The organism is Acidisphaera rubrifaciens HS-AP3 (assembly GCF_000964365.1).
GTDB classification, from domain to species: Bacteria; Pseudomonadota; Alphaproteobacteria; order Acetobacterales; family Acetobacteraceae; genus Acidisphaera; species Acidisphaera rubrifaciens.
Window position 1 is genome coordinate 1 of the sequence record NZ_BANB01000393.1, and the last position, 5,054, is coordinate 5,054.

At 72.1% G+C, this 5,054-nt stretch carries 5 protein-coding genes; 3 read left to right on the plus strand and 2 right to left on the minus strand.

The features are described from left to right. Both B8460_RS11665 and B8460_RS11670 read left to right on the plus strand, forming a co-directional pair. Positions 1 to 1,122, plus strand: a 1,122-nt coding sequence (locus tag B8460_RS11665) for an HAD-IC family P-type ATPase (RefSeq protein ID WP_048861772.1), incomplete at its 5' end; no start/stop codon positions are given. Between the two features lie 136 nt (positions 1,123 to 1,258). After that, positions 1,259 to 2,263 carry a sensor histidine kinase gene (locus B8460_RS11670; RefSeq protein WP_048861773.1) on the plus strand — a complete coding sequence of 335 codons (1,005 nt, stop codon included), beginning with the start codon at positions 1,259 to 1,261 and terminating at the stop codon, positions 2,261 to 2,263. 71 nt (positions 2,264 to 2,334) lie between these two features. On the opposite strand, the gene B8460_RS11675 is transcribed toward B8460_RS11670, so the two are convergent. Beyond that, on the minus strand, positions 2,335 to 2,718 hold the full coding sequence (locus B8460_RS11675; RefSeq protein ID WP_048861774.1) for a hypothetical protein: 384 nt from the start codon (positions 2,716 to 2,718) through the stop codon (positions 2,335 to 2,337). Positions 2,719 to 2,867: 149 nt separating this feature from the next. After that, positions 2,868 to 4,619, minus strand: a complete 1,752-nt coding sequence (locus B8460_RS11680; RefSeq protein WP_048861775.1) for a solute carrier family 23 protein — start codon at positions 4,617 to 4,619, stop codon at positions 2,868 to 2,870. A gap of 157 nt (positions 4,620 to 4,776) precedes the next feature. Here B8460_RS11680 and B8460_RS11685 point away from each other — a divergent pair. Beyond that, positions 4,777 to 5,054 (plus strand): hypothetical protein (locus tag B8460_RS11685; protein WP_048861776.1); only part of this gene is annotated, 278 nt, incomplete at its 3' end.

Genomic DNA, 5,054 nt, shown 5'->3' on the forward strand with positions numbered 1-5,054 from the left:
GCGGAGGCGATCGACGGCCTCGCGGCGTCCGGCGCGCGCGTGCTGGCGGTGGCGTCCGGCGACAGCCGCGCGACCTTGCGCCTCGCGGGTCTTCTCGCGCTCGAGGACCCGCCGCGCGCCGATTCCGCGGCGCTGGTGGCGGGGCTGAAGGCGCTGGGCATACGCGTGGTGATGGTCACCGGCGACAACGCCGCGACCGCCGGCGCCATTGCCCGGCGGGTCGGCATCGACGGACCGGTCGCGGGGGCGGAGGCGCTGGATCACGTCGACGGCGCGCGGGCGCTGGATCACGGCGTCTATGCGCGCGTGTTCCCGGAGCACAAGATACGGCTGATCCGGCTGCTGCAGGCGGCGGGGCATGTCGTGGGCATGACGGGCGACGGCGTCAACGACGCGCCGGCGCTGAAGCAGGCGGACGTGGGCATCGCCGTCGCGAGCGCGACCGACGTCGCCCGCGCCGCCGCGGGCGTGGCGCTGACGGCGCCGGGGCTGGTGGATGCGCTGACGGCGGTGCGGATCAGCCGGCGCATCTATCAGCGCATGCTCACCTACACGATCAACAAGATCATGAAGACGCTGGAGATCGCGGTCTTCCTGACGATCGGCGTGATGGTGACGCACGTGTTCGTCATCACGCCGCTGCTGATCGTGCTGCTGCTGTTCACCAACGACTTCGTCACCATGGCGATCGCGACCGACAACGTGGGATTTTCGCAGCACCCCGACCGCTGGGACGTGCGGACGCTGATCGGCACCGGCGGGATGCTGGCGGGGCTCGTGCTGATCCTGTCCTTCGCCGTGTTCTTCTTCGGGCGCGACGTGCTCGGTCTGCGGTTGGCCGAATTGCAGACGCTGGTCTTCGTCATGCTCGTGGCGACGGGTCAGGGCAACGTGTATCTGGTGCGGGCGCGCGGCCCGTTCTGGCGGTCGCGTCCGAGCCGGTGGCTGATGCTGAGTTCGGTCCTGGACCTGCTGGTGGTCGCGGTGCTGGCGACGACGGGCACCCTCATGGCGCCGGTCGGCCCAGGTCTGATCGTCCTGCTGCTGGCGGTGGTGGGCGCGTATCTCGTCGTCCTCGACTGGCTGAAGGTCCGCATATTCCGCCGCATGGCGGTGCAGTGATGTCCCGGGGGGGCCGCGGGGGAGGATGCGCGGGCAGGCGCCGGGCCGGGCCGGGCCGGGTAACGGGCCCGGGTGCTGGCGGCGGGGGGAGCCGTCTGGTATCCCCGCCGCTCGGCTGACGCAGCGGGGCTTTCGCATGTCACGGACGGAGGGTGCGGCGCCGGTCTGGGATGCCGAGCGGCTGCGCATCGCGACCGACGCGGCGGGCGTCGCGCTGTGGGCGTGGCGGGTCGAGACCGACGAGATCACCATGGACGCCCGCGCCGAACGGCTGTGGGGCGTGCCGACGGATGGCGGGGTGGTGTCGTTCACGGCGCTGTCGTCGCGCATCCATCCGGCGGATCTCGACCGGGTGCGCGCGGCGTTCACCTCCACGCGCGACATACCGGGCGAGTTCGAGCTGGATTTCCGCATCCTCGACGGGCAGGAGGTGCGCTGGGTCGCCGCGCGCGGGCAGGGCGAGGACCACGCGGGCGCCGGCCAGCGGATGTTCGGCATCTTCCTCGACGTCACCGAACGCAAGCTGGCCGAGGAGGATCGCGAGCTGCTGGCCGGCGAGATGAGCCACCGGGTCAAGAACCTGTTCGCGATCGCCGCGGGGCTGACGCAGATCGCCGCGCGGTCCGCGACCACGCCGGAGGCGATGGCGGCGGACCTGACCCGGCGGCTGTACGCGCTCGGGCAGGCGCACGAGCTGGTGCGGCCGACGCTGCTCAACGAACGCAAGGCGACGACGCTGGGCGCGCTGATCGCCGTGCTGCTCGGCGCCTATGACGACAAGGGCACGATCGGCGACCGCATCCGGGTGCGCGTGCCGGAACTGCCGGTGGGCGAGGGGTCGATCACGACGCTCGCGCTGGTGGTGCACGAGCTTGCGACCAATTCGCTGAAATACGGCGCGCTGTCGGCGGCGGCGGGCCGGCTGTCGGTCGCGTGCGACGCCGACGACGACGCGGCGACGATCGTCTGGACGGAGACGGGCGGCCCGCCGGTCACCGCCGGGCGCGGCGAGCCGGGGTTCGGCAGCACGCTGGTCCACCGCAGCATCGTCCGCCAGCTGGGCGGTTCGATCGAGTTCGACTGGGCGCCGGAGGGCGTGGTGGCGACGTTGCGGGTGAGCAAGGCGCGGCTGGCGGTCTGAGGGGGCGCGCGCCGCAGGCTGGGCGGGCCGCGGCCCCGGCCGCCGCCGCCCGCCCGTCGCAAGGTCGGACGCTACAGCCCGAAGGTCAGCGTTGGCTGCGCGGCGGTCAGACGCAGGCCGCCTTCCTGGATCGCCACGTGCTCCCCGTCGGAGAAGGCGAGGGTGAGCGACAGGCCGAAATGCCATTCGTCGGTGTTGCCGATGCTGTTGGCCCACGGCGTCCAGCTCAGCACGAGGCTGCCGCCCGGCCGCAGCGCGGATATCTTCGCCGGGTTCAGCACCTCGAGATCGAACGGCCCGTTGGTCGTGTTGTTGTCGAACAGCCCGTAGGAATCCGCCGCGCTCGCGACGAGCTGCCCGGTCTTGTCGATCACGGAGATGTCGAGGCTGCTTTCCTTGCGCTTGTCGTCGTCGCCGGTCTGGAACATGATCTTGGCCGATGTCAGCGTGGACATGACGAGGACCTCCCTGGTTTCATCACGGACGTATCGGTCTTCCGCGTCCGGGAAACGTAACGGAGACGATGCGAAGTCGCTGTGAACCGCGTCACAGGCGGGCGGGGGGATTTCCGGGTGGATTGTCGTTCGATTGGGAACGAAACCGGTCAGACGCTGTAGCCGAGCCGGACCAGCACCTCGCCCCGCCGCCGCGTGACCGATTTGCGGTCCGCCGTCAGGCCGCGCAGGAAGTCGCGCAGGCCGAGCATCAGCGCCGATTCCTCGTTCTCGATCTCCAGCGTCGCTGGCGGGACCGGTTGGGCGGCGGGCAGCGGCACCGGCGCCTCCGGCCGGCCCCAGCGCAGCGCCAGGTCGAGATCGGCGCCGTCGAACGACAGGCGCAGCCGCCCGTCCGCGGGCATGCCGGGCGGCTGCATCGCCATCATTCGCGCCATCTGCGCCGCCGCCTGCGACAGCGTCTCCGCCGGCACTTTCCAGGCCTTGCCCGTCGTCTCCAGGAACCCGACCGCGCGCCGTGTCGATGGTTCCGACCCGTCCCACGGCGTCTCCGCCTTGTGCCGCGTGCCGAGGCGGAACAGCAGGGTCAGCAGCACCGCCGTCCCCAGCCCGAACGCCAGCGGGTTTTCCGTCAGGCTGCGCGCCATCGGCCGCAGCGCGCGATAGTAGGCGGGGAAGACACTTTCGCTGAGTGCCAGCAGGGTCGAGATGCTGATGACATAGACGCCGCGCGGGTCGAGCGGCCGCGCCAGCATGATCTGCATGCCGCCGCTGATCATGAACGACGAGGTGAACACCAGCAGCGGCCCCGCGACCTCCGGCGGGACCAGCAGCAGCGCGCCCGCGATGCGTGGCGACAGGCCGATGACGAACAGGATCGCCGCCGCCGCGAAGGCGATCACCCGGCTCGTGGCGCCGGTCACGGTCGATATGCCGACCAGGCTCGGCGCGATGTTCATCCCCGGCGCGCCCAGGATGCCGCCCAGCGTGTTCGCCAGCCCGTCCGCCAGCACGCCGCGGCGGATGTTGCCCATGTCCGGCCGCCGCCAGCCGGCGTCGTTGATACGCTGGCAGGTCGTCACCACGCCCACCGCGCGCAGCGCCGCCGCGACGCCGGACGCGAGGAAGGCCGGCATCAGGTGCAGGTCGAACCGGATATGGCCGATGGCCGGCATCGGTACCGCGAACCACGCCGCCCCGTGCAGCCCCGCGAGCGACCCCGGCGGCATCATGCCCACGGCCGCCGCCAGCGCCATGCCGACCGCGAGGCCCATGCTGGAACACAGCAGCTTTGCCGCGCCGCGCCCCCAGATGCTGAGCCCGACGCAGACGGCGAGCGTCGCGACCGCCGCCGACAGATGCAGCCCATAGGTCGCCAGATGCTCGTGCCGGGCGTCGAGCATCTGCCCGATCCCGACCACGCCGAGTTGCAGGCCGACGATGAAGACGCTCAGCCCGCTCAGCACCGGCGTCACGATCACCCGCAGCCGCCCCAGCAGCAGCCCGAACGCGATCTCCGCCAGCCCCGCGAGCAGGGTCATGCCGAACACCAGCGGCATGCCGCCCGCCTGCGCCGCCAGCACCGAGGGCGCGAGATAGGTCGCGGAGAACACCGGCGGCGCCAGGAACCCCGATCCCACCGGCCCGCGCGGCAGCGCCTGCAGCGCCGTGCCGATCGCGACCGCGATGCAGGCGATGCCCATCAGGTTGACGCTGGTCGCCGCGTCCACATGGGCGGCGCGCAGGATGATCGCGACCAGCACGAGATAGATCGCGTCCATCACCGCGTATTGCAGCCCGAGCAGCAACAGCCGCAGCGCCGGCGGCCGCTCGTCGAGGGCATAGACCAGCCCCTCCGGCCGTATCCGCGGCGCCGCCGCCGCCGTCCCGCTGGCATCCATCGCGCGGCTCCCCCCGTGCCGCGCAGACGAAAGCATGGCCGCCGATCGTCCCGGAAGCCCGCCGGCGCGGTGCTCACCAGGCTGTGTGCGGACGTCGTGTCGACGCCGCGCCCGCACGCGCTTGCCTCGCTGCGGGGTGTCGGAACATAAAGCGAACATGCATGATGATCGCGACGAACGGGAGGCGCGGCGGCGGCGGCGGGAGGCGCAGGAGCGGCGGCTGGACGAGGAGCGGATCGACATGCTGCTGGCCGCGGCGCGCACGCTCGTGCCCGATCTCGGCGTGGAGGTGCCGCTGTCGCGTCTGGCGGTCCATGCCGGCCTGTCGCGCCGCGCCGCCGCCGCGCTGTTCGACACGACCGCCGAGGTCGCCGCGGCGCTCGTGCGCGCGACCTGGCGGCGCCTGGCCGAGGTGATGGCCGATCCCGCCGCCGC

Excerpts from the sequence above, each read along its gene's own strand:
- B8460_RS11670 (WP_048861773.1), top strand. The coding sequence starts at position 1,259 with ATGTCACGGACGGAGGGTGCGGCGCCGGTCTGGGATGCCGAGCGGCTG.
- B8460_RS11680 (WP_048861775.1), bottom strand. The coding sequence starts at position 4,619 with ATGGATGCCAGCGGGACGGCGGCGGCGGCGCCGCGGATACGGCCGGAG.
- B8460_RS11675 (WP_048861774.1), bottom strand. The coding sequence starts at position 2,718 with ATGTCCACGCTGACATCGGCCAAGATCATGTTCCAGACCGGCGACGAC.